Source organism: Enterobacter sp. 296B2 (genome assembly GCF_034106185.1).
In the GTDB taxonomy this organism is placed as follows: domain Bacteria; phylum Pseudomonadota; class Gammaproteobacteria; order Enterobacterales; family Enterobacteriaceae; genus Enterobacter; species Enterobacter cloacae_N.
This window is the reverse complement of record NZ_JAWNCA010000011.1, coordinates 1-25,603: the sequence shown is the minus strand read 5'-3', so window position 1 is coordinate 25,603 and position 25,603 is coordinate 1. Positions and strand designations below refer to the sequence as shown.

Sequence of the window (25,603 nt, the reverse complement as noted above, 5' to 3'; positions counted from 1 at the left end):
CCTTATTCGTCCGGGGTCAGTTCGCCGCGCAGGTTTTGCATCATGGCGCGGCGAATGGACTGAATGTCCAGATCCTGACTCAGTAAATAGTGAAGTTTAGTCAGCGTCGCCTCAACGGTCATATCGAAGCCGCTGATCACCCCCGCGTGCGCCAGCGCGTTGCCGGTGGCATAGCCCCCCATATTCACTTTGCCGGACATGCACTGGGTCAGGTTCACGACCACAATTCCGCGCTCGCTGGCTTCCTGAAGCTCTTTCAGGAACTCGCCGTTCTGCGGAGCATTGCCCACGCCATAGGAGCGCAGGATCAGCGCTTTCACCGGCTGGCGCAGGAAGTTGCGCACCACGTCTGCGGAGATCCCCGGATAGATGGTGACCACGCCAATCGGCTGCGGGGTAATCGGATGCACGATCAGCTCGCCAGCGGTGTTTGGTGCCGGAGGCGTTCCCAGACGACGGATATGAATCCCGGCTTCCAGCAGCGGCTGCAGGTTAGGGGAGGCGAAGGCGTCAAAACCGTCGGCATGGGCTTTGGTGGTGCGGTTGCCGCGATACAGACGGTTGTTGAAGAACAGCGACACTTCGTTGATCGGGTAATTGGCCGCCACGTACAGGGAGTTCAGCAGGTTGATCTGCCCGTCAGAGCGCAGCTCGGCCAGCGGAATTTGCGACCCGGTGACGATCACCGGCTTGCTCAGGTTCTCCAGCATGAAGGAGAGTGCCGAAGCGGTGAACGCCATGGTGTCGGTGCCGTGCAGGATCACGAAGCCGTCGTACTGGTCGTAATGGGCTTTAATGTCATCCGCAATGTGCTGCCAGTCTTCCGGCGTCATGTCGGAGGAGTCCATCAGCGGCTCGTATTCATGGATGGTAAAGTCAGGCATTTCCGGACGGTGGAATTCAGGCATCAGCGCAAGCTGACGCTGCAGGTGGCCGGAGACCGGAATATAGCCGTTTTCAGAGCGCTGCATCCCGATGGTACCGCCAGTGTAGGCGACATAAATCGATTTCTTCTGCATGGTAGTGAGTTCTTGTTCTTCAAAAGAAAAAATCCCCTCTTCACGGGAAGAGGGGACGGTTTTTAACGGACGTTCGCGCAGGTCAGGCAAAACGCGTAACGGCTTTGTGGATCGTTGAAGGCCGCGAGCTTATCGCTTTCCACCTTCATTGCTTTCGCAGCCGTGGCCACCGGGGCAGGCAGGTACGCCTGCAGCGCCTCCGGCAGCATGGCGCGAACGGAAACGGACATGCTGTCCATCACCATATCGAAGAACGACGGCTCGTCCTGGTAATACTCAATATGCCACTGCTTGAGCTTCGCCAGTTCGGCGGCTTTCTTCACCGCGTCGTCGAAGTCGCCCAGGCTGTCGACCAGACCGTTACTCTTCGCATCCTGCCCGGTCCAGACGTGGCCCTGAGCAATCTGGTCGATCTGCTCAGGCGTCTTCTTACGCGAGTCGGCAACCAGCGTGATAAAGCGCTTATAGCCGTTCTCAATGCTCAGCTGCATCATCTCTGAAACTTCCGGCGGCAGGGATTTGGTCATCGACACATCCGCCAGCGGCGACGTGGAAACGCCATCGGTATGCACGCCCAGATAATCCAGACTGTTTTCCACGGTATTAATCACCCCGAAGATGCCGATCGAGCCGGTCAGCGTGCTTGGGTTCGCCACAATGTAGTTGGCAGGCGTGGAGATCCAGTATCCGCCAGACGCGGCCATACCACCCATGGATACGACGACAGGCTTGCCGGCGGCACGCGCCGCGGCCAGTTCAGCGCGGATCACCTCGGAGGCGCTGACGCTGCCGCCAGGGCTGTTGACGCGCAGAACAATCGCTTTCACTTTCGGGTCAAGGCGTGCGTCGCGGATTTGCGACGCGGTGGTGTCACCGCCGACGTTGCCCGGCGTTTCCTGACCGTCCATAATGGCGCCGTTAGCAAAGACCACGGCTACGCTGTCACCGCTATCGTCCGGCTTTTTCGCAGCATAGTCATACATGCTGATGGCGCTGTAGTTTTTGTCCTCTTTGCTCCAGCCAAACTGTTTGGTCAGGGCCTTTTCGATATCCGCACTGGTGCCCAGCGCGTCAACCAGCTTATTGTCGAGCGCGTATTTCGCAGTATCGCCGTCGACCTTACGCAGCCCGTCCAGCACGCCGCGAGCGCCAGGGAACACCTGCTCAGCGGTAATTTGACGGTTAGCGGCAACGGTGCCGAGATAGTTCTGCCACAGCTCGCCAATCCAGCGGCTGTCTGCTTCACGGGCGGCAGGAGACATATCGTCGCGGATAAACGGCTCCACGGCAGATTTATAGGTGCCGACGCGGAAGACGTGGGTGGTGACCTTCAGCTTGTCGAGCAGCGATTTGTAGTACAGGCCGTTGGTGGCAAAGCCGTGCAGATCGACCGTCCCCTGCGGAGAAAGCCAGATCTTATTGGCGAAGCTCGCCAGATAATATTGCCCCTGGCTGTAGCTGTCGCCCACGGCAATCACCGGCTTGCCGCTGTCGCGGAATTCGCGCAGCGCTTTCCCGATGTACTGCATGGAAGGCTGGTCGCCGCCGGCAAAATCTTTCAGATCCAGCACGATCCCGGTGATGTTACGGTCGTCTTTGGCCTGTCGGATGGTATCGACGATATCGAACAGGGAGTTCTCCTGCAGGCGGTCTGACGTCGCGCCAAACAGCTGTCGGCTGATAACCCCCAGACGGTTGCTGGTGGACGGTTTATCAACGATCACGCCGGTGATATCGAGTAACAGGGCCCCGCGAGTCGAATGCTGAGCCTGATTCGCGTTGCTGATATGCATCCAGATGCCCGCGCAAACCAGAACCAGCAGGATGAAGAAGATATTCATCACCAGGTTGCGGACGAAGTTGAGCAGTCGCCACGTCCATTTAAAGAAACCGGCAAAGATTCGCCAAAGGGTTCGCATGTATTCTCCCTAACCAGAAAATGACTGTTTCCGTCGCCACTGGACGGTAATGTTGGGTTATCGTAATGACCCAACCGCCACTTGTCAGCAGGAATCGCCTGCCAGGCTGTAACAAAATCTGCCGTCGTGTTAATTTTGTGAGTAAATTTCAAGAAAGGAGTTAACCAATGGATGCACTCGAACTGCTTGTTAACCGTCGTAGCGCGTCACGTCTGGCCGAACCTGCCCCTGTGGGCGAGCAGCTGGAAAACATTCTGCGTGCCGGCATGCGTGCCCCGGATCACGGCACGCTGCAGCCATGGCACTTCTTTGTGATTGAGGGTGAAGGCCGCGAACGTTTCAGTCAGTTGCTGGAGCAGGGGGCGATTGCCGCTGGGCAGGATGAGAAGGGGATTGATAAAGCTCGCAACGCGCCGTTCCGCGCCCCGATGATCGTTACCGTCGTGGCCAAATGCCAGGCCGACCATAAGGTGCCGGTCTGGGAGCAGGAAATGTCTGCTGGCTGTGCGGTGATGGCGATGCAAATGGCCGCCGTTGCGCAGGGGTTTAACGGTATCTGGCGCACCGGTCCGCTGACCGAGAGCGCTGCCGTGCGGGCAGGATTCTCCTGCGGTGAGCACGACAAAATTGTCGGCTTCCTCTACCTCGGTACCCCACAGCTTAAAGCCTCCAGCACCATTAGCGTGCCGGACACCACGCCTTTCGTCAGCCGTTTCTGATAACGCGCGCTAAACTGTCTGGATTCTGAGCATCTGCCGCAGAATTCAGACAGTCATACTTACCTCTTTATGGAATGAGCGCTACCATAGCGCGATTGAGATGACAGGAGACGTCCATGAGCGAGCAAACCATTCGTTTAACGCAGTACAGCCACGGAGCCGGTTGCGGTTGTAAAATTTCCCCTAAAGTGCTGGAGACCATTCTGCACAGCGAACAGGCGAAGTTTGTCGACCCGAACCTGCTTGTCGGCAATGAAACGCGTGACGATGCGGCGGTTTATGACTTAGGTAACGGTACCAGCATTATCAGCACCACTGACTTCTTTATGCCGATTGTCGACAACCCGTTCGACTTCGGGCGCATTGCGGCCACCAACGCCATCAGCGATATCTTCGCCATGGGCGGTAAGCCGATCATGGCGATCGCCATTCTGGGCTGGCCGATCAACACCATTCCACCGGAAATCGCCCGCGAGGTGATTGATGGTGGGCGTTTCGCCTGTCAGCAGGCGGGAATTGCCCTGGCTGGCGGCCACTCGATTGATGCGCCGGAGCCGATCTTCGGCCTGGCCGTGACGGGCGTGGTGCCGACCGAGCGCGTGAAGCGCAACAGTACCGCGCAGGCGGGCTGCAGGCTCTTCCTCACCAAGCCGCTGGGCATTGGCGTGCTTACCACCGCCGAGAAAAAATCCCTGCTGAAACCAGAGCACAAAGGCCTGGCAACGGAAGTGATGTGCCAGATGAACCTCGCCGGTGCGGCGTTCGCCAATATCGACGGCGTGAAGGCGATGACCGACGTCACCGGTTTTGGCCTGCTGGGGCACCTCTCTGAGGTCTGTCAGGGCGCAGGCGTGCAGGCGCAGGTCTGGTATCAGGACGTGCCGAAGCTGCCGGGCGTGGAGGAGTACATTGCCCAGGGCGCGGTCCCGGGCGGTACCCAGCGCAATTTCGCCAGCTACGGTCACCTGATGGGCGAAATGCCTGAGGAGTGGCGCAACCTGCTGTGCGATCCGCAAACTTCCGGCGGTCTGCTGCTGGCGGTCACGCCGGAATCCGAAGCCGAGGTACAGGCAACCGCGGCCGAGTTTGGCATCACCCTGACGGCGATCGGCGAGCTGGTGACCGCGCGCGGTGGCCGACCGATGATTGAGATCCGTTAATTCGATGCGGTTGTTTATTGCCGAAAAGCCGAGCCTGGCCCGAGCCATCGCCGACGTGCTGCCTAAGCCGCATCGCAAAGGCGACGGCTTTATCGAATGCGGTAACGGACAGGTGGTGACCTGGTGTATCGGCCACCTGCTTGAGCAGGCGCAACCGGACGTCTACGACAGCCGCTACGCCCGCTGGAACCTCAACGATCTGCCGATTGTGCCGGAAAAGTGGCGCCTTCAGCCTCGCCCGTCCGTTACCAAACAGCTCAACGTTATTAAACGTTTTCTGCACGAAGCGACGGAAGTGGTCCACGCGGGTGACCCGGACAGAGAGGGGCAGCTGCTGGTGGACGAAGTGCTGGACTATCTTGAGCTGGCGCCGGAAAAGCGCCAGCAGGTGCAGCGCTGCCTGATCAACGACCTCAACCCGCAGGCGGTTGAGCGTGCCATTTCGCGTCTGCGTGCCAACAGCGAATTTATCCCGCTGTGCGTCTCCGCGCTGGCGCGTGCACGCGCCGACTGGCTGTACGGGATCAACATGACCCGCGCCTACACTATCCTCGGTCGCAACGCGGGCTATCAGGGCGTGCTCTCCGTGGGCCGCGTGCAGACGCCGGTGCTGGGGCTGGTGGTGCGTCGCGATGAAGAGATTGAGAACTTCGTCGCCAAAGATTTCTTTGAAGTGAAAGCCCACATCGTCACGCCAAAAGACGAACGCTTTACCGCCGTCTGGCAGCCGAGCGATGCCTGCGAGTCGTATCAGGACGAAGAGGGGCGGCTGCTGCACCGTCCGCTGGCGGAGCACGTGGTCAACCGTATTACCGGCCAGCCCGCTATCGTCACCAGCTATAACGATAAACGGGAATCAGAACCCGCGCCGCTGCCGTTCTCCCTTTCTGCTCTACAGATTGAGGCCGCGAAGCGCTTTGGTCTCAGCGCGCAGAACGTGCTGGACATCTGTCAGAAGCTTTACGAAACCCACAAGCTGATCACCTATCCGCGTTCGGACAGCCGCTATCTGCCGGAAGAGCACTTTGCCGGACGCCACTCGGTGATGAACGCCATCGGCGTCCACGCGCCGGATCTGCTCCCGCAGCCCGTCGTTAACCCGGATACCCATAACCGCTGCTGGGATGACAAAAAGGTGGATGCCCACCACGCGATTATCCCGACGGCGCGTGCCAGCAGCGTCAACCTGACCGATAACGAAGCGAAGGTGTATAACCTGATCGCCCGTCAGTACCTGATGCAGTTCTGCCCGGACGCGGTATTCCGTAAATGCGTGATTGAGCTTGAGATTGCCAAAGGCAAGTTTATCGCCAAGGCGCGTTTCCTTGCGGAAGCTGGCTGGCGCACGCTGCTCGGCAACAAAGAGCGCGACGAGGAGAACGATGGCACGCCGCTGCCGGTGGTGGCGAAAGATGACGAACTGCTGTGTGAAAAAGGCGAAGTGGTTGAACGACAGACCCAGCCGCCGCGCCACTTCACCGATGCGACGCTGCTTTCCGCCATGACCGGGATCGCCCGCTTTGTGCAGGATAAAGATCTGAAGAAGATCCTGCGCGCCACCGACGGTCTGGGTACGGAAGCGACCCGCGCGGGGATCATCGAGCTGCTCTTTAAGCGTGGTTTCCTGGAGAAAAAGGGACGCTATATTCACTCAACGGAACCGGGCCGGGCGCTAATTCACTCTCTGCCGGAGCTGGCCGCCCGGCCGGACATGACCGCACACTGGGAATCGGTGCTGACGCAGATCAGCGAGAAGCAGTGTCGTTACCAGGACTTTATGCAGCCGCTGGTCGGGACGCTTTACCAGCTGATCGATCAGGCTCGCAGCACGCCGGTGAAAACGTTCAGAGGGATGGTTGCACCCGGTGGCGGTGCGAAGAAACCGTTCAAGAAGAAAAAGAGCGCGGCCTGATACGCCCGGTTTTCTCCCTCTCCCTGTGGGAGAGGGCCGGGGTGAGGGCACCCGGCCGTACGATATAAACCTTAAATCACACCCTGCCCAATCATCGCATCCGCTACCTTCACGAACCCGGCGATATTCGCGCCGCGCACGTAGTTGGTCTGCGACGCTTCACCGCCGTACTCCACGCAGGCGTGGTGAATATCCAGCATGATGTGGTGCAGGCGTGCATCCACTTTCTCCGCCTTCCAGCCGAGACGCGCGGCGTTTTGCGCCATCTCCAGACCGGAGGTCGCCACGCCGCCCGCGTTAGCGGCCTTGCCCGGCGCAAACAGCACGCCCGCCTCCAGGAACAGATCCGTCGCCTCGATAGTGGTCGGCATATTCGCCCCTTCGGCCACCGCCTTCACGCCGTTGGTAATCAGCGTGCGCGCGGCGTCCGCGTCCAGCTCGTTTTGCGTGGCGCACGGCAGGGCGATATCCACCGGCACGCCCCACGGCTGTTTACCTTCCAGATACGTCAGGCCAAACTCCGCGGCATAATCGGCAAGTCTGCCATCGCGGCTGGCTTTGATTTCGCACAGGCGCGCCAGCTTCTCAGCCGTAAAGCCCGCTTCATCCACTACCGTGCCCTTAGAGTCGGAGGCCGTCACCACGCGGGCGCCAAACTGCATCGCTTTTTCGATAGCGTACTGCGCCACGTTACCGGAGCCGGAAACCGCCACGCGCATCCCTTCAAAACCTAAGCCGTGACGCTTGAGCATTGCCTCGGTGAAGTAAACCAGGCCGTAGCCGGTCGCCTCCGGGCGGATCAGACTGCCGCCAAACGATAGTCCTTTGCCGGTAAAGACGCAGGCGCTGTTATTGGAGAGTTTTTTCATCATCCCGGCCATAAAGCCCACTTCGCGGGCCCCCACGCCGATATCCCCCGCCGGTACGTCGGTGTCCGGGCCGAGGTGGCGGTAGAGCTCGGTCATCAGCGCCTGACAGAAACGCATCACTTCGCCTTCGCTTTTGCCTTTGGGATCGAAATCACTCCCGCCTTTACCGCCGCCCATTGGCAGGGTGGTGAGCGCGTTTTTAAACGTCTGCTCAAAGCCGAGGAATTTCAGAATCGACAGGTTCACGGAAGGGTGGAAGCGCATACCGCCCTTAAACGGACCGATGGCGGAGTTAAACTGCACGCGCCAGGCGCGGTTGACCTGCACCTGGTTGCGGTCATCCACCCAGGTCACGCGGAACTGGATCACGCGTTCTGGCTCAACCAGACGTTCCAGCAGCGACAGTTGACGATAGCGCGGGTTTTCTTCAAGGAACGGCCAGAGGGTGGTCATTACTTCACGAACAGCCTGAGCAAATTCGCTTTGGTGCGGGTCGCGCTGCTGAACATGGGCAAGGAAACTTTCCAGAGAGCGTGTCTGATCCATAGATATAAGAACCTCTTATAGTAATTTATGTCTGTTGCTTATGCGATTTGTGTTGTTTTTTTGACTATACCACCCGTACCGCTTTGTGAAGCAAGCGGAAATGTATGCCGAAAGGGAAATTAATGACCCGGGCCGCGTCATAACAAAAAGCGATGACGCGCTAAATTAAAGATTCTGCCCGATTTACCGTTATAGTCATTAACAGGAGACAACAGGAAGAGAACTCTATGAACCGTTACGTGATGGCCGCGTTATCATTGATGTTGACCGCAGGCGCGCAGGCTGACCGCATTCGTCCGGATGTAGAAGTGAATGTGCCGCCGGAGGTGTTTAGCTCCAGCGGCCAGCGCGCGCAGCCGTGTAACCAGTGCTGCATCTACCAGGATCAAAACTATTCTGAAGGGGCCGTCGTGAAGGCCGATGGCGTGCTGCTCCAGTGCCAGCGCGATGAACGTACCATCAGCACGAATCCGCTGGTCTGGCGGCGCGTAAAAGAATAAACGCCTCCAGCAGCGGGATATCCGCAGGGGCCAGGCTGTAGCAAAGCGCCTCTTCCGGCGTACACCACACCAGCGCGCTGTGGTAGTGCGCCGTTAACTCTCCGCTGAAGGTAGGCACGTGCCAGGCATGCAGGTTGATTAACCGCTGTGATACCTCGCGCTGATGGCTTGCCACGTACTGCTCAGGCTGCGCCTCAATACCCAGCTCTTCACGCAGCTCGCGGATAAGCGCCTCGGGATGGGTTTCTCCGGCCTCCACTTTGCCGCCAGCGAACTCCCACATACCCGGCTGGTCGGCGTGAGCAGGGCGCTGCGCCAGTAAAATTTTGTCGTCTTTTTCGATGATGGCCGCAACGACATCGACTGTTTTTAGCATGGTCGTCAATACTTGATAGCGAAAAACGCCATATTATCGTGCCCTTTCAAAGAGTCCAGCCATCAGGAGAATCAGGTGAAAGAGACGTCCACCTGGGTAGAGCCCATCCCAACCCTTCCGGCGAGCGTAAAACCCATTGCCGCCGCGCAGCGAAAACACTTCGGCGCCGTGCTGAACCCCACGCGCTGGTGGGGACGCATGCCGCGTCTGTTCTGGCTGGTCGCCTTGTTCGTGGCCTTTCTGGAGCGCAGAAAAGCGCGCCTGACGCCAGTGCTGCGCTCGCTGCTCATGACGCGCGTATCGCAGCTGTGCCACTGTGCGTTCTGCATTGATGCCAACAGCCTGCGCCTGGCCGAGCGCTGCGGCGCGCTGGATAAAGTCCAGGCCGTGAGCGGCTGGACTGATTCTGACTTGTTCAGTGAACAGGAGCGCGCGGCACTGGCATATGCGGAGGCGGTGACCGCCACGCCACCCCGGGTGGATGAGGCCGTCAAAACGGCGATGAAACGCCACTTTACGGATGATGCCATCACTGAAATGACGGCACTCATTGCCTTTCAGAATCTCTCGGCCCGGTTTAATGCCGCGCTGGATATTCCGGCTCAGGGGCTGTGCGCCACGTTTAAAGGGAAGCCAGATGCTTGACCGTCACCTGCACCCGCGGGTAAAGCCCGCTCTGAACCGTCTGGTTTCCATGCTGGATAAGCCGGGAATTACGCCCGACGGGCTAACGCTTGCCGGGTTTGCCATCGGCCTGCTGGCGCTGCCGTTTCTGGCCCTCGGCTGGTATCTGGCGGCGCTGGTTGCCATCGTTCTGAACCGCCTGCTGGATGGTCTGGACGGCGCGCTGGCGCGTCGGAGAGGGCTGACGGATGCGGGAGGGTTTCTGGATATCGCCCTCGATTTTCTGTTCTACGCGCTGGTGCCGTTTGGCTTTGCGCTGGCTGCACCCGCAGAGAATACGCTGGCCGCCGCCTGGCTGCTGTTTGCGTTTATCGGTACCGGCAGCAGTTTTCTGGCCTTTGCCGCGCTGGCCGCGAAGCATAATATCGACAACCCCGGCTATGCGCACAAGTCGTTTTACTATATCGGCGGGTTAACGGAAGGGACGGAAACCATCGCGCTGTTCGTGCTGTGCTGCCTGTTTCCGGCGCACTTTACGCTGTTCGCGTGGATATTCGGCGCGCTGTGCTGGCTGACCACCACAACGCGCATCTGGAGCGGCTACGTGACGCTGAAGTCACTCACCCCTTAGAGAGTGCTCTCCGGCCCGCGCTCGCCGGTAGTGACCGGGTTCTGCGGGTGGCTGCTCCATTCATACCAGCCGCCGTCATAGACGGCGACGTGCTTCCAGCCCATCGCCCGGGCGTACATAAAGGTTTCTGACGCTCGCCAGCCGGTGCCGCAGTAAAACGCGACCTGCTGTTCCGGCAGGATATTCCAGCTTTTCCACTGGGCGGCGATATCGTCCGCGCTGCGCATGGTGCCATCCGGGTTATGGAAGTCTTCCATATGGGTGGCATCGCTGCCCGCATGGCCCCAGCGGGCGCCGGCAATTTCACCTTTTGGCTTGATGTAGCTGTAGCCGCTGGTTTCGCCGATAAACTCCGGCCACGAACGAATGCTGACCAGGGAGGCATCCTGACGGTGCAGCATGCCGCGCGCCTGTTCCATATCCACCATCAGCTGCGGCTGGCCGGGGATCGGCGCGCCAAAATCAGCGGCCGGAGCTACTTTAGCGGGCATGCCGCGCTCAACTGGCAGACCGGCATCTGACCACGCCTTCCAGCCGCCATCGAGAATGCGCACATCCTTCACGCCCGCGTACAGCATAATCTGTGCCACGCGCGCGGCGGCGTAAACGTCACGGCCATACAGAATGACGGTGGTATCGTGACGGATCCCGTGCTTTGCCAGCATCGCTTTCAGCCTGTCGTCGGAGACTTTATTCCACAGCGGCTCGCTTTCCACCTCGTTAGTGTCGATGTAGCCCGCGCCGGGAATGTGGTTCAGCAGGTAAAACTTCGGCGCGCCCCAGGCAGCTTCAATTACTTTCCATTCGCCCGCCGGCGCGGCGGTCACCGGTTTACCCTGCTGGAGCTGGTGGATCCACTGCGGGTAGACGAGCTGTTCAAAGTGCGCCAGACGCTGAAGGCGGTCGGGCACCTGCAGGGCATCGCTGAGAAGCGAAACGTGGCGGTATCCGACTTTCTCCAGGCGGGCTTTCACCGCCAGGCTGGCGCCACTGTCGCCGTATAGCGCGATGGCCGTCCCCGGCGTCAGCTGATGCTGCCTGGCCCAAAGCGCAATCTGCTCGTCGCTCATTGCATCAAGCCAGGCGGCAGCCAGGTTGAGCGCTGCGGGTTCATGCCCGGATGGGCCGCTGAGGGTCTGCGGCCAGCCGTTATAGAAGGCGCTGGGGCGGGTGTCGATTGCCGCGCCGTGCTGTGCCTGAAGCTGAGACAGCGTCATCGTATTGGCCATATCAGCTGCCAGAGAGGAAAAAGAGGCGAGGCCGCAGATCAGGGCCAGCGCGGTCAGTTGAGAAACACGTTTCATCGAATAACCTGACGTCAGTAAAAGAGGGGGGCATTGTCGTCTCTCCCGAAACGGAAAACATTGCGTTAGCACATTATTGCCAGCGAGAAATCTCCATCACCTCGCCGCCGGGCGGAATATCGTCCTTGTCATGGGTGACCAGCACCACCGGAATATTGCGCGCGCGGACGGTGTCAAACACCCATGCCCGGAACGTCGTGCGTAACGCTTTATCAAGGCGGCTGAACGGTTCGTCCAGCAGCAGCGCCTGCGGCTCTGCGAGCAGGGCGCGCAGCAGGCTAACCCGGGCACGCTCGCCGCCGGAAAGCGTGGCCGGATCGCTGGCGTAATGACCGCTCAGCCCGGCGGAAGCCAGCGCCTGCTCGACCGATTCCCGACGCGCGCGTCCGACGATCCGCTCGGGCAGCGCCAGCATCAAATTTTGCCCGACGCTGAACGGGTCAAACAGCAGCGCGTCCTGAAAAAGAATGCCCAGACCGCGGGATTCGACGGGCAAACCGTCGCAGCGGCGTTCGTCGAGCCACAGTTCGCCCCGCGCCTGAAACTCGTCTGACAGCGCGCCGGCCATCCAGGCAAAAAGGGTCGATTTGCCGCTGCCGGACGGCCCCATCAGGGTGACAATCTCCCCGCGGGGTACGCAAAAATTGACCCCGCGGAAAAGCGGTTCGATGGTGAGATTGCTTACCTTCAGCATTAACGTAATCCTTGACGGTAGCGGCCCGCGAGCCGGGATAACAGCGCGGCAAGGCCGAATACGACGCCCGTGACGAGCAATAATCCCAGGGCACGGTTCGCGAGAACCGGGATGCTGCCCCCGCTGCTGAGCGCGACGGTCTCAGTGGTCAGCGTGGCGAAACGCCCCGCGCCCAGCCAGAGCGTCGGCATATATTGCGCCATGCTGACGGAAAAGCCGGTGGCAAAGGCCAGCAGCGCAGGGCGCAGCAGCATGGGGCATTTCAGCAGTAAGAATATTTTTTCCTGCCGCCAGCCGAGCGTTCTGGCGGTAAGGATAAGCCGGGGATCGATCCGCCGCCAGGCCGGTTGCAGCACCAGCAGCATCCACGGTAGCACCCACAGCAGATGGCCCCAGAGGACGGCGGCAAAGCGTCCATCGAGCCCCAGATGCAAAGCAACCGCGTATTGCCCGGTGACGAGAGGCAGGGCCGGAAGGGCGAGCGGTAACCACACCCACGCCGCGCCTCGCTGTGGCCCCAATTCCAGCCAGAGAAAAATGACGATAAGGGCGATAAGGCTCGAAAGCAGACCGAAGGAAAGGCTGATGCCCACGGGACCCACGTTGTCCCGTTGCGCCAGCATCAACAGCACGGCGGCGCACAGGATGCCGCAGGCGGGCAGAAACCCACTGAATGCGCGTTCAGGCAGCACGATATGCGACCTGCGGCGCGTACCTGTCTGGTCCGGAATCGCGCGACGCCAGGCCTTCCACAGGCCGTACCCCAGCGCGGCAAGCGCGGCCAGCAGGCAAAGGAGCAGCAGGCACAGCAGCGTCCCTTTTGCCTGCTGCTGCGCGTCGCCCTGGCTCAGCCACTGCCAGGCCAGCACGGCCAGCGTGGGCGGGTTGCCGGGCCCGAGAACGATCGCCACGTCCACGACCGACAGCGACCACGCCAGCACCGCCAGCATCACCGCCCCGAGGACGGGCGCGATCGCCGGAAGGATCAGCCAGCTGAGCGTCTGAAAACGCCCGTAGCCGAAGGTCTGCAGGACGATCTTCTGCTGCGCGAGCCCTTTTTCCGGCAGCACGGCGTAAATCGCCCACAGCACAAACGCGCTCTCTTTGACCGCGAGCGTCAGGCCCAGCCCGGCACCGTAGCGGTCAAACGGCGGCGAACAGACGGTACAAACCTGATACAACAGACCGCCCTCGGCAAACAGCAGTAGCGCGCTGGTGGCGAAGGCTACGTGGGGGATCGCCAGCAGCCACGGCAGGCGCGTGCTGAGGCGCCGCCAGCGGTTGCCGGGCCAGAAAAGGGCCACGAGAGAAAGGGCGATAAACAAGGCCCCCAGCGTGGCGATAAGCGTTGAGACCAGCGTGGCAACGGCTGCCTGCGGCAGTTGCGGATCGTTCAGCAGCCGCTGCCAGTTCGTTACGGAAAAGGCCGGTGCGAACAGCATGGCGCCAGCGGGCAGGATCGGCAGATAAATCACCGCCATCGCCAGCCAGACAAGCCAGCTTAACGGGTGCCGTAACGACGCAGCCATTCCTGCTCCAGCGCGTTCACCCAGGCGGACTGCGGTTCCGCGAGCATCTTCGGCAGCCCCTGCGGCATATGGGCCTGCAGCTGTTTCGCTTCAACTTCGGGCAGCGTTTTCGCATCCAGCACGCTCGGGTCTCCCCAGACTGCCGGGTCGGCCTTGCGGATCTGCGCCTGCGGCGACAGCAGGAAATTGGCGACCACTTTCGCCCCCGCACTCGCGCTGGCATTGGCCGGAACAGCCACAAAATGCACGTTGCCGAGCATCCCGTCGCGAAAACCAAAGCTGTAGCTGTCGGCAGGCAGCTCGCCGCTCGCCACTTTTTGCTGCGCGTGCGCCGGGTTAAAGGTCAGCGACAGATTCAGACTGCCGCTGGCAAGCAGGGCATCCATCCGGGCGGGAGAGGGAGGGAAATCTTTTCCTTCACGCCACAGCAGTGGGTGCAGCTTATCGAGGTAGGCCCAGAGCGGCGCCGTAACCTGGGCAAACGTAGCGTCAGGCGCTTTTTGTAACGCCTCGGGATGCGCCGCAAGCGTCAGCAGCAGCTGCTCCAGAAAGGCCGTGCCGGTAAAATCGGGCGGGCGAGGATAGCTGACTTTGCCCGGGTGCTGCTGCGCGTACGCCAGCAGCGCCTGAGGATCTTCTGGCGGCGTCGGCATGCTGACCCGGCGGGCGATAAAGGTCAGCTGCGCGCCGCCCCACGGCGACTCCGCGCCGTCTGTGGGAATGGCAAAATCTTCCGTGACGGGTTTGCGGGTATCGACATAGCGCCAGTTAGGCAACCTCTGCGCCCACCCGGTTTGCAGCAGGTTAGCCTCTTTCAGGGTGCGGAAGTTTTCGCCGTTGACCCACAGCAGGTCGACCGAGCCGTTGGTCTTTCGCCCTGAAGTGGCTTCGGTCTGGATACGTTTGACCGCATCGGCGGCATCCGCCAGCGGGACGATTTTTAGCGTAATGGCATAGTGCGTTTGCATCTCACCGCTAACCCACTCAAGGTAGCGGTTGACCGCCGGATCGCCGCCCCAGGCGTTAAACCAGACGGTCTGGCCTTTGGCCTGCTGTTGAACAGTTTGCCAGCCTTCGGCGGCATAGAGGGGGGCTGCCAACAGCAGACCGGTCAGAAACGTGCAAAAACGCACACGGCGCATAATGCCTCACTTTTTAGCAGAAGGGAGATAGCGGGATAAGAGCCGGCGCGTGGCCAGCGGTAATAACCCCAGTAGTGTAAAGGCGAATACCATGCCCGGCGACAAAATATCGCGAAGCGATGCCACTTTTCCCAGCTCCCGCCCGGCGTTCAGAAAGACAACCGTCGCGGGCAGCATGGCGACCTGGCTGACCCACCAGTAGCGCCGCACCGTGATGCGTGTCAGCCCCATGAGCAAATTCACCAGAAAAAACGGGAACAGCGGCATCAGGCGCAGGGCAAAAAGATACCCCGTGCCGTCGCGAGCCATGCCGGCATTCACCGTTGTCATCTGACGGGCAAACTGCCGTTGCACCCAGTCGCGCAGCAGGTAACGGCTGGCGAGCATCGCCAGCGTGGCCCCGAGCGTGGAGGCAAACGAAACCAGCACGGTGCCTTCCCACAGCGTGAATAACGCCCCGCCCAGCAGGGTCAGAACTGCTGCGCCGGGTATTGACAGGGCGGAAACCGCAACATAAAGCGCAAAGAAGATCAGCGCGCTACGCAGCGGCGCGCGGTCGACATGGGAGAGTAACGTCTGCTGATGCGTTTTAATTCCTGCCAGAGAGAGCGTGTCAGGCGGCAGAAAGACAAATGTCATAAGAAATGCGCCCAGAAGGGCGCACAGGAAAAGTGTTTTTCGCATGTTCACGCGCGATTACAGCTTGAATTTAGCCCATACCGGCGCGTGGTCCGACGGTTTTTCCATGCTGCGGATGTCGTAGTCGATTCCGGTTTCGATGCAGCGCTCTGCCAGCGGCGTGCTGGCCAGCAGCAGATCGATACGCAGGCCGCGGTTGTCGTCAAAGCCCTTTGAGCGGTAGTCAAACCACGAGAAGCGATCCTGCGTTTCCGGGTTGGCACTGCGGAAGGTATCCACCAGGCCCCAGCCCAGCAGGCGCTCCATCCACTCACGCTCTTCCGGCAGGAAAGAACATTTGCCGGTGCGCAGCCAGCGCTTGCGGTTCTCTTCGCCGATGCCGATATCGAGATCCGTCGGGCTGATGTTCATGTCGCCCATGATCAGCACCGGATTCTCTTTTTTCAGTTCGGTCGTCAGGTAATTCTGTAGATCCTGATAAAACTTCGCTTTGGCCGGGAATTTTGTCTCGTGATCGCGGCTCTCGCCCTGCGGGAAATAGCCGTTAATGACCGTGATGTTCCCGAGCGCGGAAGGCACTTCCGCCATGATGATGCGGCGCTGCGCTTCTTCTCCGTCGCCGGGGAAGCCGCGGCGCACGGAAACCGGCGTATCTTTGGTGAGCAGCGCGACGCCATAGTGACCTTTCTGACCGTGGTAAAAGACGTTATAGCCAAGTTTCGCCACCTCTTCGAGGGGGAACATGTCGTCGTGAACCTTGGTCTCCTGCAGGCCGATCACATCTGGCTGATGTTGCTCAACAATGGCTTCAAGCTGATGGGGGCGGGCGCGCAGGCCGTTGATATTAAAAGAGACAAATTTCATAGTCGCTGCCAGTGCAAGGTGAATAGTGCATGGATGGTAGCAGAATTTGCGTCAACTGTTACCGGGTTCGACCAATAACTGCGACAGATCATGCCGGTGGTGCAATATTTGCACCATTCTGACGCGCTTCGCCCCCAAAGAGGGCGTAAATGGCCGATAAATTTCGCGAGCGATCACAATTCCAGAATTATATTTGGCCTCTGCATACTCTTTCTGATTTTCATGCGGCAAAGCGCCGCTTGTCGTAAAAATATTCACTTTTTATGCACTAACAGTGAATAACTCCATGTTGTAACTTGTTGATATTCTGTTACCTCAACCCGTTTATGCAATTTTATCGCTGGCTGGCACGAAGGCTGCAATCTACATTCACAGTGCAAACACTCAATTATTTAACATTCAAATAACTTTTTATTTACCGGATGAGGTCGCTATGTCTCTGTCAATTACGCGTGAAAATTTCGATGAATGGATGATGCCGGTTTACGCTCCGGCGGCTTTTATTCCGGTTCGCGGGGAAGGCTCACGCCTGTGGGATCAGCAGGGTAAAGAATATATCGACTTTGCAGGTGGGATTGCGGTCAATGCGCTGGGTCATGCGCACCCTGCACTGCGTCAGGCGCTGAATGACCAGGCGGCGAAGTTCTGGCATACCGGCAATGGCTTTACCAACGAACCCGCACTGCGCCTGGCGAAAAAGCTGATTGACGCGACCTTTGCCGAAAAAGTCTTTTTCTGTAACTCCGGGGCGGAAGCCAATGAAGCGGCGCTGAAGCTGGCGCGCAAATATGCCCACGATAAGTTTGGTACGCACAAAAGTGGGATTGTGGCGTTTAAAAATGCCTTCCATGGACGCACGCTCTTTACCGTGAGCGCGGGCGGCCAGCCTTCTTATTCACAGGATTTTGCCCCGCTGCCGCCGGATATTCGCCACGGCATCTATAACGACCTGCAGTCCGCCAGCGAGCTGATTAACGACACCACCTGCGCGGTGATCGTCGAGCCGATGCAGGGCGAGGGCGGCGTGCTTCCGGCGCAAAAGGCATTCCTTCAGGGGCTGCGCGAGCTGTGCGACCGTCACAACGCGGTCCTGATCTTCGACGAAGTGCAGACCGGCGTGGGCCGCACCGGCGAGCTGTATGCCTATATGCACTACGGCGTGACGCCGGACGTGCTCTCTACCGCCAAAGCGCTGGGCGGCGGCTTCCCGATTGGCGCGACGCTGACTACCGATAAATTCGCCAGCGTGATGACCGTGGGCACGCACGGCACGACCTACGGCGGCAACCCGCTGGCGACCGCCGTCGCCGGACAGGTTCTTGACATCATTAACACACCTGAGGTGCTGAAGGGCGTTAAACAGCGTCACGAGTGGTTCGTTGAGCGCCTGAACGCCATCAACGGCAAGCTTGGCCTGTTTAAAGAAATTCGCGGTCTGGGGCTGTTAATCGGCTGCGAGCTCACCGCTGAGTTTGCCGGAAAAGCTAAACTTATTTCACAGGAAGCGGCAAAAGTGGGCGTGATGGTGCTGATTGCCGGTGCCAACGTGGTGCGTTTTGCGCCTGCGCTGATCGTCAGCGAGGAAGAGGTGCAAACCGGTCTGGACCGTTTTGCGCTGGCGTGTGAAAAGGTGAAATCCGGGGTGTCATCATGATGGTCATCCGTCCCGTTGAGCGCGACGATATCGCCGGGCTCATGCAGCTTGCCGGTAAGACGGGAGGCGGGCTGACCTCGCTTCCTGCCGATGAAAAAACGCTGTCGGCGCGCATTGAGCGCGCCCTGCAAACCTGGCAGGGGACGTTGCCAAAAAGCGAACAGGGTTACGTGTTCGTGCTGGAAGACACCGACACGGGGAGCGTGGCCGGGATTTGCGCCATCGAAGTGGCCGTCGGGCTTAACGACCCGTGGTACAACTACCGCGTCGGCACCATGGTTCATGCCTCGAAAGAGCTGAACGTCTATAACGCGCTGCCCACGCTGTTTCTCTGTAATGACCACACGGGCGCCAGCGAGCTGTGCACGCTGTTCCTCGACCCGGCGTGGCGCAAAGAGGGCAACGGCTATCTGCTCTCCAAATCTCGCTTTATGTTTATGGCCGCCTTCCGCGATCGCTTTAATGAAAAAGTGGTGGCAGAGATGCGCGGCGTGATCGACGACAAAGGCTACTCTCCCTTCTGGGAAAGCCTGGGCGAGCGCTTCTTCTCGATGGAGTTCAGCCGGGCGGACTATCTCTGCGGCACGGGCCAGAAGGCCTTTATTGCCGAGCTGATGCCTAAACATCCTATCTATACCCATTTCTTAACGCCGGAAGCGCAGGCGGTGATCGGTGAAGTGCATCCGCAAACCGCGCCTGCCCGTGCGGTGCTGGAGAAAGAGGGCTTCCGCTACCGTAACTACGTCGACATCTTTGACGGCGGACCGACGCTTGAGTGTGATATTGACCGCGTGCGCGCGATCCGCAAAAGCCGCCTGGTTGAGGTATCTGAAGGCCAGCCTGCGCCGGGTGACTGGCCGGCTTGCCTGGTGGCGAACGAAAATTACGCCAACTTCCGTGCCATGCTGGTGCGGGCCAACCCGAAATGTGAACGTCTGGTGCTGACGGCTGCTGAGCTGGATGCCCTGAAATGTAACGCCGGCGATACGGTTCGCCTGGTGCGTCTCTGCCCTGAGGAGAAAACAGCATGACATTATGGATTAACGGTGACTGGGTCACGGGCGAAGGCGAACAGCGCACAAAGACCAATCCGGTTGGAAAAGAAGTTCTCTGGAAGGGGAATGACGCCAGCGCCGCGCAGGTCGAGCAGGCCTGCCGTGCCGCGCGCCGCGCGTTTCCCGCGTGGGCAAAACAGCCTTTCACCGAGCGCCAGGGGATTGTTGAAAAGTTTGCCGGTCTGCTGGAGGCGAACAAAGCCGAACTGACGCGCATCATCGCGTCTGAAACCAGTAAACCGCGCTGGGAAGCGGCAACCGAAGTGACGGCGATGATTAATAAGATCGCCATTTCGGTCAAGGCGTACCACACCCGCACCGGCGAACAACATACCGAGATGCCGGACGGCGCGGCCACGCTGCGCCACCGTCCGCACGGCGTGCTGGCGGTGTTTGGCCCGTATAACTTCCCGGGGCATCTGCCGAATGGCCACATTGTGCCCGCGCTGCTGGCGGGCAATACCGTTATCTTCAAACCGAGCGAGCTCACGCCGTTAACCGGCGAGGCAGTGGTGAAGCTATGGGAACAGGCTGGCCTGCCGCCGGGCGTACTGAACCTCGTGCAGGGCGGACGGGAAACCGGCCAGGCGCTCAGTGCGCTGAGCGATATTGACGGCCTGCTGTTTACCGGCAGCGCCGGAACGGGTTATCAGCTGCACCGCCAGCTGGCGGGCCAGCCGGAAAAAATCCTGGCGCTGGAGATGGGGGGCAACAACCCGCTGATTGTGGAAGACCCTGACGATATCGACGCCGCGGTGCACCTGACGATCCAGTCCGCCTTTATTACCGCCGGACAGCGCTGTACCTGCGCTCGCCGCCTGCTGGTCAAGCGCGGCGCGCAGGGGGATGCCTTCCTGAAACGTCTGGTAGAGGTGAGCGCGCGTCTGGTGCCTGCCGCGTGGGATGCCGACCCGCAACCGTTTATCGGCGGGCTGATTTCAGAACAGGCCGCGCTGAACGTGCTGAAGGCCTGGCAGGACCACGTCGCGCGCGGCGCGAAAAGCCTGCTGGAGCCGAAGCAGGTTCAGCCGGGTACCTCGCTGCTGACGCCGGGCATCGTTGAGATGAGTGGCGCGAGCAACGTGCCGGATGAAGAGGTGTTTGGCCCGCTGCTGTGCGTCTGGCGTTACGACGATTTTGACGCGGCCATTGCGATGGCCAATAACACCCGCTACGGCCTGTCGAGCGGGCTGATTTCACCGCATCGCGAGAAGTTTGATCGCCTGCTGCTGGAGGCGCGCGCCGGGATCGTGAACTGGAATAAACCGCTGACCGGGGCGGCGAGCACCGCGCCGTTCGGCGGCGTAGGGGCATCCGGTAACCATCGCGCCAGCGCGTGGTATGCCGCCGATTACTGTGCGTGGCCGATGGCGAGCCTGGAAACCCCGGCGCTGACGCTGCCGGAGACGCTCAACCCGGGGCTGGACTTTAGCGAAGGGGCTCGACATGAAAGCGCGTGAAGTTAACTTTGACGGGCTGGTGGGGCTTACGCACCACTATGCCGGTCTCTCTTTTGGTAACGAAGCCTCGACGAAGCACCGTTTTCAGGTCTCCAACCCGAAACTGGCGGCGAAGCAGGGGCTGCTAAAAATGAAGGCGTTGGCGGATGCCGGTTTCCCGCAGGCGGTGATCCCGCCGCAGGAACGCCCGAACGTGGCCGTGCTGCGCCAGCTCGGTTTCACCGGCAGCGATGAGCAGGTGGTCGAAAAAGCGGGCACGCAGACGCCGCACCTGCTCTCTGCCGCGAGCTCCGCCTCCTCAATGTGGGTGGCCAACGCGGCGACCGTCGCCCCGTCAGCCGATACGCTGGATGGCAAAGTCCACCTGACGGTGGCGAACCTGAACAACAAATTCCACCGCGCCACCGAAGCGGACACCACCGAGCGCGTGCTGCGCGCCATTTTCAAGCATGACGACTATTTTGAGGTCCATCAGGCCCTGCCGCAGGTGGCGATGTTTGGCGACGAAGGTGCGGCCAACCATAACCGTCTGGGAGGCGATTACGGCGATCCCGCCGTGCAGCTGTTCATCTACGGGCGCGAGGAGGGCGGGCATTCCGCCCCGGTCCGTTATCCAGCGCGTCAGACGCTGGCGGCCAGCCAGGCGGTGGCCCGCCTGAACCAGGTCAATCCCTCACAGGTTATTTTTGCCCAGCAGAACCCGCAGGTGATCGATCAGGGGGTGTTTCATAACGACGTGATTGCCGTGTCCAACCGCCAGGTGCTGTTCTGCCATGAGCAGGCCTTTGCCCATCAGGAGAAGCTGCTTGCCACGCTGCGCGAACGCGTGCCCGGCTTTATGCCGATTCAGGTGCCAACGCAGGCGATCAGCGTGCAGGACGCGGTCGAAACCTATCTGTTCAACAGCCAACTGCTGAGCCGCGATGACGGTAGCATGATGCTGGTGCTACCGCAGGAGTCCCGGGATCATCAGGGCGTGTGGCGCTATCTCACTGAACTGGTGAAGGCCGATAACCCGATTGACGAGCTTCGCGTCTTTGACCTGCGCGAAAGCATGGCCAACGGCGGTGGTCCCGCCTGTCTGCGCCTGCGGGTCGTGTTAACGTCGAATGAAATGCAGGCCGTTAACCCGGCTGTGATGATGAATGAGGCGCTGTTCAACACCCTGAACGACTGGGTAGATCGCTACTATCGCGACCGGTTAACGCTGGCCGATCTGGTCGACCCGCAGCTGCTGCGCGAAGGGCGCGAGGCGCTGGACGCGTTATCGACAATCCTGCAGCTGGGATCGGTTTATCCGTTCCAGCGCTAGAGGAGTGGGTATGGAAAATTTACTGGCGCTGACCCTGGCGGATGAAACGCCGGAGCAGAGCGAGGGGGAAGGCCCCTCATTCCGCTGGCGGTGGCAGGGGCGCGGGGTGCTTGAGCTGACGCCGAGCGCAAAAAGCGATCTCTCGCTGCTGCTTTCCACTGGGATTCACGGGAATGAAACCGCACCCGTTGAGATTGTCGATGGGCTGCTGCGCGCGCTTTATCGCGGAGAAATCACCCTTGCGTGCCGCGTGCTGGTGGTGCTTGGCAACCCGCCTGCGCTGGCGCAAAACAAACGGTACCTGGTGAGTGATATTAACCGCATGTTTGGCGGTCGCTGGTCGCAGTTCCCGCAGAGCGACGAAACAGCGCGCGCTCAGTGGCTGGAGAACGTCGTGACGACGTTTTTTGCCGCGGCGGGGCCAGCGCGCTGGCATCTCGATCTGCATACGGCGATTCGCGCCTCTTACCATGTGCGCTTCGGCGTTCTGCCGCAGCGCAATCAGCCGTGGGATGAGGGCTTTTTGAGCTGGCTCGGGGATGCCGGGCTGGAGGCGCTGGTGTTCCATCAGTCGCCGGGCGGAACGTTTACGCACTTTACCTGTGAAAACTTCGGTGCGCTGTCCTGTACGCTGGAGCTGGGAAAAGCACTACCGTTCGGACAGAACGATCTTACGCGCTTTGCGCCAACGCGTCTCGCGCTTCGGGCGCTGCTCGGTGGGACAGCTCCCGAGCACGCACATCAGCCCGTTGAGCGGTACCGGGTCGTACAGCAGATCACCCGCCGTAGCAATGCTTTCCAGCTTCATATGGCCGCGCATACCCTGAACTTCACGCCGTTTCGCAAAGGGGCGCTGCTTGCGGAAGATGGCGAAGATCGTTATGAGGTGCAGAAAACAACCGAATATGTGCTGTTCCCTAACCCCACAGTGGCGTTTGGCCTGCGAGCCGGTCTGATGCTGGAAAAACTCTCCTGACCTTTCCCCTCTCGTCATCCGGGAGGGGAAGTAAAAATGTTTTCTTAGCGATTAAAGCGCTCTGACTTGTTTTACGGAATATTCCTAGCGAATTGCTTTATTATTCACCTTCACTCCGTTATACTTCTGCTAAATATCTTTAAAATCATCGCGTTGAATATTTTTTATTGCAACTCTCCACGCTTTATCCTTATTTTCTCCACATTTGGCGAAAAATTGTTTTTTACACTTTCATTGTTTTACCGTTGCTCTGACTAATTGACGATAAACCCCGTAAAGTTAATCTCGTCAACACGGCATAGCGCCGAAGAATAACTGAAAGAAAGGAAATAAATTATGCGTAAGTTTACTGCACTGTTTGTTGCTTCTACCCTGGCTCTGGGCGCTACCAGCATGGCGTTCGCCGCAGATACCGCAACCACCGCTGCCGCGCCGGCTGAGGGCAAAATGATGATGCATCATCAAGGCAAGCCGGGTATGCACCATGAAATGATGATGTTTAAAGATCTGAACCTGACGGACGCGCAGAAGCAGCAGATCCGCGAGATCATGAAAAGCCAGCGCGACCAGATGAAGCGTCCTCCGCTGGAAGAGCGCCGCGCAATGCATGACATCATTGCCAGCGACAGCTTCGATAAGGCGAAAGCTGAAGCGCAGATCGACAAAATGGCCGAGCAGCATAAAGCCCGCATGCTGGCTCACATGGAAACCCAGAACAAGATCTACAACATTCTGACTCCGGAACAGAAAAAACAGTTTAATGCCAATTTTGAGAAGCGTCTGACAGAACGTCCGGCGATGGAAGGTAAAATGCCAGCACCAACCGAATAATCGGTTCACTCTCTTAAGACCGCCGGGATCCTGTCCACAAAAGCGCAATCGCTGTGGACAGGACCGGCGGTTTTTCTATTCTGCCCTCTTGTCTGCCGCCGCCAGCGCGGTATTCTCCTGTAGTCGCTTCAGAGAATGTTTGTAGAGTCATGGCGTTAGCTTTTTTTACTAACGCTCCTCTAAGGCCTGCCCGCTCTGCTGCCGATACTGGGTCTGTGAATCTCTAACGATAACAAACAAGACTGCAAGGATAGCGATATCCTTGCCCTGGCACGGGTTGTGCCATTCAGGAGTGGTGATGGAGTTCTTTGATATTCGTAAGATGCCGGTCAGCCTCTGGCGCAATGGTGCCGGCGAAACGCGAGAAATTTGCTGTATTCCTCCCGCGACGCGCGATTTTTTCTGGCGTGCCAGTATCGCGACCATCGCCAGCAACGGAGAATTCTCCTCGTTTCCCGGTGTCGACCGGGTAATTACGCTGCTGGAAGGCGGGGAGGTGACGCTGGATGCCGGTCAGGCGTTCTGCCATACCCTTAAACAGCATCAGCCTTACAGTTTTGCCGGCGATTTGCCGGTGAAGGCGCTGCTTTCCGATGGCAGGATGGCGATGGACTTCAACATCATGACCCGGCGCGACTGCTGTCAGGCGAAGGTACGGGTTGCCGATCGTACCTTTACCACCTTTGGCTCGCGCGGAGGCGTGGTGTTTGTATTAAGCGGGGCGTGGCAGCTGGGTGATAAATTGCTGACGGCCGATCAGGGCGCCAGCTGGCAGGAGGGGACCCATACTCTGCGTCTGCTGGAGTCACAGGGTACCCTGCTGTTCAGTGAAATTAACTGGCTGCCGGGTCACTGAGCGCGATGACCTCGAACTTGCCCGCTAAGACGGGCTTGCAGAGGATTTTGTAGCCGTCGTGGTCGAATCCGGCGGGGGTGCGCAACAGGGTTGCCGCGTCGCTTAAATCATCGACAGCCCCCAGCCAGAGCCAGTTATTGACGATGTGATACTGCGTCATGGTTTCACCCACCTCTTTTAGCGCAACGGCGCCGTCCCACGGCCAGCAGTTGACGCTGATCCCCGCCAGGCCCGCGAGGAGGCGGGCGTGATGCGCCTCAAGGCTCTCTTTCCCGCAGCAGGCACCTGCGCAGCGCTTCAGCGCAGAGCGGAAACAGGCGCGGCCCCGCGTGGTGCCCTCTAACCCTAAAAGGCTGTAGCATAGCTGCAGCTCGTCGGCGAGCGCCTGGAGAGACTGCAGGGCCGCACGCTTGTTTGCGAATAATCCAAAGAGATTAGGGGCATGTGAAAAATCGACTTCGCGGGCGTACACCACCTGCGGCTTGCCGTCGGCGATCTGCAGGGAGCAGAGCTGGCGGTTGCGTCGCAGGCGCTTATTAAAGAGCGGCTGCTGCTCCTTTATCAGCCGGGCTTCCAGCAACAGCGCGCCCATTTCTCCCGCCGTCTGGAACCAGGTAATGCGGCGCGACTGGCGCAGCATGGCGGCCTCGTCCGGGGTACGCAGGTGGGATAACACCCGGCTGCGAATGTTAACGCTTTTGCCGATGTAGAGCGGCAGGGTCTCGCTTTCACCGTGAAAGATGTACACGCCCGGCTGTTTGGGCAACGCCTCAAGCCAGGGGCGGAGATGTTCGGGATATTCATAGATAGCCGCCGCTTCAAACTCAAGACGCGGGGCGGATTGACGCCTGCTCACATACTGCTCCATATACTGTTCAGGTATACAGTGTAGCAGGTGTGCTGTGGTTAAAAAAGAGCCGGGTGGCGGCGGGGGGGGGGGGGGGGGGGGGGGGGGGGGCCGACGCCCACTCCCGAGGTGGCGTGGGGGACGAGTTGTGGGATGGGGGGGGTT

Annotated in this window: 24 protein-coding genes; 13 read left to right on the top strand and 11 right to left on the bottom strand. The window is 59.7% G+C overall.

Going from position 1 to position 25,603, the window contains the following annotated elements; all coding sequences use genetic code 11:
• Nucleotides 1-2: 2 nt before the first annotated feature.
• A complete protein-coding gene (gene ansA, locus URZ40_RS10390) occupies nt 3-1,019 on the bottom strand; it encodes an asparaginase (RefSeq protein WP_028012774.1) in 1,017 nt (338 codons plus the stop codon).
• A 62-nt stretch (nt 1,020-1,081) separates the two neighbouring features.
• Nucleotides 1,082-2,938 (bottom strand): signal peptide peptidase SppA, encoded by a 1,857-nt coding sequence (gene sppA, locus URZ40_RS10385; protein WP_316378933.1) that lies wholly within the window; start codon nt 2,936-2,938, stop codon nt 1,082-1,084.
• A gap of 167 nt (nt 2,939-3,105) precedes the next feature.
• On the opposite strand from sppA, the gene URZ40_RS10380 reads away from it, so the two are divergent.
• The 3 genes from URZ40_RS10380 to URZ40_RS10370 all read left to right on the top strand — a co-directional run bounded on the left by URZ40_RS10380 (nt 3,106) and on the right by URZ40_RS10370 (nt 6,729).
• On the top strand, nt 3,106-3,657 hold the full coding sequence (locus URZ40_RS10380) for an NAD(P)H nitroreductase (RefSeq protein ID WP_116340567.1): 552 nt from the start codon (nt 3,106-3,108) through the stop codon (nt 3,655-3,657).
• Nucleotides 3,658-3,773: 116 nt separating this feature from the next.
• Entirely contained in the window at nt 3,774-4,817 is a 1,044-nt protein-coding gene (gene selD / locus URZ40_RS10375; RefSeq protein ID WP_163328894.1) for a selenide, water dikinase SelD, read from the top strand.
• 4 nt (nt 4,818-4,821) lie between these two features.
• Nucleotides 4,822-6,729: a DNA topoisomerase III gene (locus tag URZ40_RS10370; RefSeq protein ID WP_316378934.1), complete on the top strand. Its 1,908-nt coding sequence runs from the start codon at nt 4,822-4,824 to the stop codon at nt 6,727-6,729.
• A gap of 71 nt (nt 6,730-6,800) precedes the next feature.
• On the opposite strand, the gene gdhA is transcribed toward URZ40_RS10370, so the two are convergent.
• Nucleotides 6,801-8,144, bottom strand: a complete 1,344-nt coding sequence (gene gdhA, locus URZ40_RS10365) for an NADP-specific glutamate dehydrogenase (RefSeq protein ID WP_061098517.1) — start codon at nt 8,142-8,144, stop codon at nt 6,801-6,803.
• 227 nt (nt 8,145-8,371) lie between these two features.
• Here gdhA and URZ40_RS10360 point away from each other — a divergent pair, with 227 nt between their 5' ends.
• Nucleotides 8,372-8,644, top strand: a complete 273-nt coding sequence (locus URZ40_RS10360; protein WP_028012780.1) for a YnjH family protein — start codon at nt 8,372-8,374, stop codon at nt 8,642-8,644.
• Here the strand turns inward: URZ40_RS10360 and URZ40_RS10355 are convergent.
• Nucleotides 8,604-9,020: a pyrimidine (deoxy)nucleoside triphosphate diphosphatase gene (locus URZ40_RS10355; RefSeq protein ID WP_116340559.1), complete on the bottom strand. Its 417-nt coding sequence runs from the start codon at nt 9,018-9,020 to the stop codon at nt 8,604-8,606. The genes URZ40_RS10360 and URZ40_RS10355 overlap by 41 nt on opposite strands.
• 75 nt (nt 9,021-9,095) lie before the next feature.
• On the opposite strand from URZ40_RS10355, the gene URZ40_RS10350 reads away from it, so the two are divergent.
• A complete protein-coding gene (locus URZ40_RS10350) occupies nt 9,096-9,665 on the top strand; it encodes a carboxymuconolactone decarboxylase family protein (RefSeq protein WP_163328898.1) in 570 nt (189 codons plus the stop codon).
• Nucleotides 9,658-10,275 (top strand): CDP-alcohol phosphatidyltransferase family protein, encoded by a 618-nt coding sequence (locus tag URZ40_RS10345; RefSeq protein ID WP_316378935.1) that lies wholly within the window; start codon nt 9,658-9,660, stop codon nt 10,273-10,275. The genes URZ40_RS10350 and URZ40_RS10345 overlap by 8 nt, the downstream gene beginning before the upstream one ends.
• Here the strand turns inward: URZ40_RS10345 and URZ40_RS10340 are convergent.
• The 6 genes from URZ40_RS10340 to xthA form a co-directional block, all read right to left on the bottom strand.
• A complete protein-coding gene (locus URZ40_RS10340; RefSeq protein WP_316378936.1) occupies nt 10,272-11,579 on the bottom strand; it encodes a sulfurtransferase in 1,308 nt (435 codons plus the stop codon). The two genes, URZ40_RS10345 and URZ40_RS10340, sit on opposite strands and share 4 nt — an antisense overlap.
• Nucleotides 11,580-11,652: 73 nt before the next feature.
• On the bottom strand, nt 11,653-12,273 hold the full coding sequence (locus URZ40_RS10335; RefSeq protein WP_316378937.1) for an ATP-binding cassette domain-containing protein: 621 nt from the start codon (nt 12,271-12,273) through the stop codon (nt 11,653-11,655).
• Complete coding sequence (locus tag URZ40_RS10330) at nt 12,273-13,802, bottom strand: thiamine ABC transporter permease (protein ID WP_320720506.1); 1,530 nt, start codon at nt 13,800-13,802, stop codon at nt 12,273-12,275. Before URZ40_RS10330 ends, URZ40_RS10335 begins: the two co-directional genes overlap by 1 nt.
• Entirely contained in the window at nt 13,775-14,935 is a 1,161-nt protein-coding gene (locus URZ40_RS10325; RefSeq protein WP_407065512.1) for an ABC transporter substrate-binding protein, read from the bottom strand. Before URZ40_RS10325 ends, URZ40_RS10330 begins: the two co-directional genes overlap by 28 nt.
• Before the next feature lie 15 nt (nt 14,936-14,950).
• Nucleotides 14,951-15,583, bottom strand: a complete 633-nt coding sequence (locus URZ40_RS10320; protein ID WP_243865731.1) for a TVP38/TMEM64 family protein — start codon at nt 15,581-15,583, stop codon at nt 14,951-14,953.
• A gap of 57 nt (nt 15,584-15,640) precedes the next feature.
• Nucleotides 15,641-16,447 (bottom strand): exodeoxyribonuclease III, encoded by an 807-nt coding sequence (gene xthA, locus URZ40_RS10315; protein WP_116340543.1) that lies wholly within the window; start codon nt 16,445-16,447, stop codon nt 15,641-15,643.
• Between the two features lie 433 nt (nt 16,448-16,880).
• Here xthA and URZ40_RS10310 point away from each other — a divergent pair, with 433 nt between their 5' ends.
• From URZ40_RS10310 to ves, 7 genes are all read left to right on the top strand, one after another.
• Complete coding sequence (locus URZ40_RS10310) at nt 16,881-18,101, top strand: aspartate aminotransferase family protein (protein ID WP_116340541.1); 1,221 nt, start codon at nt 16,881-16,883, stop codon at nt 18,099-18,101.
• Nucleotides 18,098-19,132, top strand: a complete 1,035-nt coding sequence (astA, locus tag URZ40_RS10305; RefSeq protein ID WP_116340539.1) for an arginine N-succinyltransferase — start codon at nt 18,098-18,100, stop codon at nt 19,130-19,132. Before URZ40_RS10310 ends, astA begins: the two co-directional genes overlap by 4 nt.
• Complete coding sequence (gene astD / locus URZ40_RS10300) at nt 19,129-20,616, top strand: succinylglutamate-semialdehyde dehydrogenase (RefSeq protein ID WP_163328914.1); 1,488 nt, start codon at nt 19,129-19,131, stop codon at nt 20,614-20,616. Before astA ends, astD begins: the two co-directional genes overlap by 4 nt.
• Nucleotides 20,603-21,928: an N-succinylarginine dihydrolase gene (gene astB, locus URZ40_RS10295; protein WP_320720505.1), complete on the top strand. Its 1,326-nt coding sequence runs from the start codon at nt 20,603-20,605 to the stop codon at nt 21,926-21,928. Before astD ends, astB begins: the two co-directional genes overlap by 14 nt.
• A 10-nt stretch (nt 21,929-21,938) precedes the next feature.
• Nucleotides 21,939-22,904: a succinylglutamate desuccinylase gene (astE, locus tag URZ40_RS10290; RefSeq protein ID WP_116340533.1), complete on the top strand. Its 966-nt coding sequence runs from the start codon at nt 21,939-21,941 to the stop codon at nt 22,902-22,904.
• 336 nt (nt 22,905-23,240) lie between these two features.
• The gene (spy, locus tag URZ40_RS10285) at nt 23,241-23,735 is read left to right on the top strand and encodes an ATP-independent periplasmic protein-refolding chaperone Spy (RefSeq protein ID WP_116340531.1); all 495 of its coding nucleotides are present in this window, start codon (nt 23,241-23,243) and stop codon (nt 23,733-23,735) included.
• Nucleotides 23,736-24,033: 298 nt separating this feature from the next.
• Nucleotides 24,034-24,591 (top strand): environmental stress-induced protein Ves, encoded by a 558-nt coding sequence (gene ves / locus URZ40_RS10280; protein ID WP_045261590.1) that lies wholly within the window; start codon nt 24,034-24,036, stop codon nt 24,589-24,591.
• Here the strand turns inward: ves and cho are convergent.
• Nucleotides 24,569-25,447 carry an excinuclease Cho gene (cho, locus tag URZ40_RS10275; protein WP_116341156.1) on the bottom strand — a complete coding sequence of 293 codons (879 nt, stop codon included), beginning with the start codon at nt 25,445-25,447 and terminating at the stop codon, nt 24,569-24,571. The two genes, ves and cho, sit on opposite strands and share 23 nt — an antisense overlap.
• Nucleotides 25,448-25,603 lie beyond the last annotated feature (156 nt).